The 4,433-nt window shown below is 61.4% G+C and carries 4 protein-coding genes; 1 reads left to right on the top strand and 3 read right to left on the bottom strand.

The features are described from left to right. Nucleotides 1-55: 55 nt before the first annotated feature. From O2807_12540 to O2807_12550, 3 genes are all read right to left on the bottom strand, one after another. Nucleotides 56-910, bottom strand: coding sequence for a hypothetical protein (locus O2807_12540; protein MDA1001328.1), 855 nt, complete (start codon nucleotides 908-910; stop codon nucleotides 56-58). A 233-nt stretch (nucleotides 911-1,143) separates the two neighbouring features. Further along, nucleotides 1,144-2,205: a zinc-binding dehydrogenase gene (locus O2807_12545; GenBank protein ID MDA1001329.1), complete on the bottom strand. Its 1,062-nt coding sequence runs from the start codon at nucleotides 2,203-2,205 to the stop codon at nucleotides 1,144-1,146. Nucleotides 2,206-2,294: 89 nt separating this feature from the next. Next, nucleotides 2,295-3,485 carry an acyl-CoA dehydrogenase family protein gene (locus O2807_12550; protein MDA1001330.1) on the bottom strand — a complete coding sequence of 397 codons (1,191 nt, stop codon included), beginning with the start codon at nucleotides 3,483-3,485 and terminating at the stop codon, nucleotides 2,295-2,297. Nucleotides 3,486-3,640: 155 nt separating this feature from the next. Between O2807_12550 and O2807_12555 the strand changes: the two genes are divergently transcribed. Continuing rightward, nucleotides 3,641-4,433: NFACT family protein (locus tag O2807_12555; GenBank protein ID MDA1001331.1), on the top strand; the 793-nt coding region annotated here is incomplete at its 3' end.

Genomic DNA, 4,433 nt, shown 5'->3' on the forward strand with positions numbered 1-4,433 from the left:
CTCCGGGGCGGGAGGCCTCTATTGGATCACATCAGAGATAAAATAGGGGAGGTTTTTAGAGGTGCCCATATATCTCAAGGGGAACGCCCATCTTCTTTTTGCCAAAATCGAATGCCTGGGAAAACTGGAACGTCTTCGTACCCGGCTGCCACGCCGCCATCCAGAGCGTGCCGCCAAACATGTTTGTGATGTAGGCGACCGGCGGGTTCGATTTCGGCATGAAGACCACCTCTACCGGCGCTTCGCGTGAAGGCGAGGTTTTCCCTGAAATTTTGTGCGTCGAGAGCACTTTGTTGGTGCTCGCCTGAATGACGGTCACCGTCTCGCCCGCATCACCCAGATCGGATGCCCGCACGGTTTCTGTCACAAGAATTCGATCGATGCCGTTGTGAATCGCGATGCCATGGGGATGCGGGCGGGGAAGCGGTATGACCGTCTTTATCCGATCGGTTTTTACATCCCCTACAACAACGTTGCCCGATCCCATACAAGTCAGATACCAGGTGGAGTTGTCACTCGAAAAAACGACATCCTCTCCAACCTTACAGGCCGGAACATCGACTTTCTTCAAGCGATACGGATTCCGCTTCATGTCAATTACGTAAATCAGGCTCTTTCCAAGAGAAGTGACATAGGCCTTGGTCATGGTCTTATCGTAAAAAATATGATGCGCCACGACGTCCGGGGGAAGCGGAATATCCACCAAAATCTTCCCAAATCCCGGAGAGTTCGGATCGACATCGATAATTGCGATTCCCTCTACGCGTTTTTGCGAACCACCGATTTTCATTTTTTTGAGTGCGGCCTTTGTTTTGCTCTCATAGTTCATCATGGCAAGAATTTCAGAGTACGCTGGAACAGTGGAAAAAATCACAAACACGCAAGAGAAAACAGTTATCAAAATTTTCATCTTGTCATCTCCTGCAACGAAGTTTACTCGTACGGATATCCGTCATGTACGAAAATTTAAGAATAAAATGAATTCAATTAGATTCCATTACTTTCGAAGAAAAGTCAATTTTTAACGGGCCTGCCGTGAAATCTGCTGACCCCCTTTTGCGGTATAGAAACCAGAGAAAAGGAACGCATATTCTGATTGGGCAAAGCCCACCGGAAATCCAAGGCCCCGGGGGGGTGTTTTCACTAATCGAAGACGACGGCGGCCCGGCCGGTGATCTTGTTGGCCTGAATCTGCTGGAAGGCCTCCTCGGTCTGCTCCAGCGAAAACGTCTCGGTGACGATCGGCTTGATCTTCCCCTGCCGGATGAGTTCGACCGATTGGCGAAGCTCAAGCATCGAGCAGTACCGCGAGCCGTGGATCTCCTGCCCCTTGGCCAGAAGCTGGAGCGGATCGACCATGAAATTCGGGGATTTCCCGTCGAAGGCCTCGGGCGGGCGCACCCCGACGATCACCAGCTTTCCGCCCCGGCCGAGGGTCGCGATTCCGGCTTCCAAAGTTTCTTTTGCGCCCACATAGTCAATGTAGGCGTCAACGCCCTTGCCGTCCGTCAGCGCGTGAATCTCCTCCACCAGATCCGTCTCCTGCGGATTCACCGTGGCGAAGGCCCCGAGTGCGGAAACCGTCTCCAGCTTCTTGTTGGAGATGTCCACGCCGATGACATGCCCGCCGCACAGCTGCGCCATCTGCACCGCGTGGATCGCCACCCCGCCGCCCGCGCCGACGATGGCCACCACATCGCCCGGCTTGATCTGCGCCTCGGCCACGCAGTTGTGATACGGGGTGCAGATGGCGTCCGCCGCCACGCAGGCATCGAGGGCGCTCACCCCGTCAGGAATCTTGCACAGGTTCAGGGCGGGCAGGCTCATGTATTCGGCATAGCCCCCGTCACGCACCAGCCCGACGTAGCCCTTAAAGTCGGGACAAAGGGTCTCGCGCCCGCTCCGGCAGAAGTTGCAGGTGTGACACGTCAGATAAAAGTGGCAGGTCACCAGATCGCCCGGTGCGACGTTTTCGACCTCGGAGCCCACCTCGACCACCTCGCCCGCGATCTCGTGGCCCATGATGCGCGGATACTTGTCGATCAGGCCGGGCGACTTCCGCATGATGGCGAGCGTCAGGCCGACGCCGGTGGCCTTGAGCTTGATCAGCGCATCGTTCGGCCCCGCCTTCGGCACCGGCACCTCTTCGAGCCGGAAGGAACCGCCCAGTTCGTGGATTCGCATCGCTTTCATGGTCTCAGGCATCGCTCGGATCTCCGGATGAAACGGGAAAAAGAATGAATGGCATGTCGCCATCATAGCACCCGGCCCACGCCAGCGGGGAGCCGGGGGGGCTAAAACACCGAGGCCCGCCCGTCCAGATAGGCCCGCGCCGCCCTGAGGCGGAGCACCTGGTTCGTGCCGTCCGAGTGCAGAAAAGAGGCCGCATCGCGCAGATACTTCTCCATCATTTTCTCCCGCTCGGTGCCCGCGCCGCCGACAATCTCCAGCCCCCGCCGGGCGCACTCGAGCGCCGCCTCCGAGGCCAGGATCTTGCACTTCCACCCCAGCGTGAAGTCGTAGGGCTTTTGGTGATCGACCGACCAGGCGGAGCGCCAGATGAGGGTGCGCGCGGCTTCCAGCCCGAGCGCCATGTCGGCGAGCACCATCTCGACGCCCTGGCCGCCGGCCCCGCCATCCCGCATCCTTTCGCGGGAAAATTCCAGGGCGCTCTCGAGGGCGGCCCGGCCCACCCCGAGCACGGTCGCCGCCGCCTCGGGCTTGCCCATGGCGAGCAGATTTCCGCGAATCTCGAACATGTCGCCCTCGCCGAGAATCAGGTGATTTTCGGGAACTTCCACGTTGTCGAAGATCAGCTCGGCGTTCATCGAGAGGCGCTGGCCCATCTTGTCGTGGACCCTTCCGATCGAAAAACCGGGCCGATCGCGCGGCACCAGAAAGCCGGAGAGGCCCTCGCGCAGGTTTTTTGTCATGTCGGTGCGGGCGGCCACGACATAGAGGGAGGCGACGGGCCCGTTGCTGATGAAGTGCTTCCTGCCGTTGATCACCCACTGGCCGCCCTTTTTCTCGGCCTTCGTGTAGAGGGCGATCGAAGGATCGTCGTAGAGGCCCTGGTGATCACTCCCGGCGCCGGGCTCGCTCATGGCGATCGCCACGAGAAACCGCGGGTCCTCGCAGAGACGGCGGAGCCAAAGCTCGCGCAGGCCGGGCGCCACCTTCTCAAGGATGTGAGAGAGCTTCCAGGTCTGATCGAGGTTGACGGCAAAGCCCAGATCGCCGGCGGCCAGCTCCTCGCCCACGAGGCAGAGCGTGAGGACATCTGCCCCGGCCCCGCCGTATTCCCTGGGATAGGGAAGCTGGCGCAGGCCGAGGGCGCTCGCCCGCTCGGTCAGCGCCCAGGGCATGCGCGCCTCCCAGTCCGGGATTTTCTCCATCTCCAGGGCCACGGGCGCCAGCTCTTCTTTCGCGAAGGCGCGGGCGATCCCCTGGTATTTGCGCTGCTCCTCATTCAGCGAAAAGTCCATCTTCTCCCCCACCGTGGCGGAATTGCCGCAACCAAGCGACCGGCCCGCCTCGCACGGCCGCAAAGAGGGCGAGAGGCTTTTTCTCCTGTTCCTTCAGGATATAATCCCCAGGCTGTGAATACGAGCATTCTTCCACTTTTTTCGCCGGATCTGAAATGGATATTTTTGTTCTAAACGGGATCGTCAAAGAGCTGAACGATGCGCTGGCGGGAGAGCGGCTCCAGAAAATCGGCCAGCCCGACCCGCTTTCGGCCATTTTCGCCTTCGGCCGGGGCGGCCGCCGGAATCTCCTCATCAGCGCGGATCCGGCGCTGCCCCGGATGCACCTCGTGGAGGATCCCCCCCCGAATCTCGCCACGCCCCCCTCTTTCTGCCGCAGCCTCCGCAAGCACCTCGCCGGAGCGCGCCTCGAGCGCCTCGAAATCCGGGGGTGGGAGCGGGTCGTCCAGCTCACCTTCGAGCGCGCGGGAGAGCGCGGCCCCGAGGTGTTCGCCCTCATGGCGGAGCTGATGGGCAGATGGAGCAATCTCATCCTCGTCGAGGGCGCGACGGGAAAAATCCTGGACGCGGTGAAAATGGTGCCGGAGGAGCGGACGCGGAAAAGACCCGTCCAGCGCGGGTCGGACTACCGGATGCCGCCCGGGCAGGCCAAACCCGACCCGGACGCGGCCGCCGAGGCCGACATCCGCCGGATGTGGGATGCGGCGGGCGGAAGCGGCGCCCCCCTCAAGGATCGGGTGCGCGCCCTGGTGGACAGCATCAGCGGGCTCAGCCCCCAGAACGCGGAAGCCCTCCTCCGGCAAGGCGAAAGCCCCCCGGAAATCTGGGGGGCGCTCTGCGCGATGCGCGATGCGCTTCACCGGGGAGCGCTCTCGCCTTTCCTCCTGCTCGATGAGAACGGCGAGCCCGCCGGACTCTCGGCGCATCCGCCGGAGAGGGCGCCGGCGG

The organism is bacterium (assembly GCA_027622355.1).
Lineage (GTDB): Bacteria > UBA8248 > UBA8248 > UBA8248 > UBA8248 > JAQBZT01.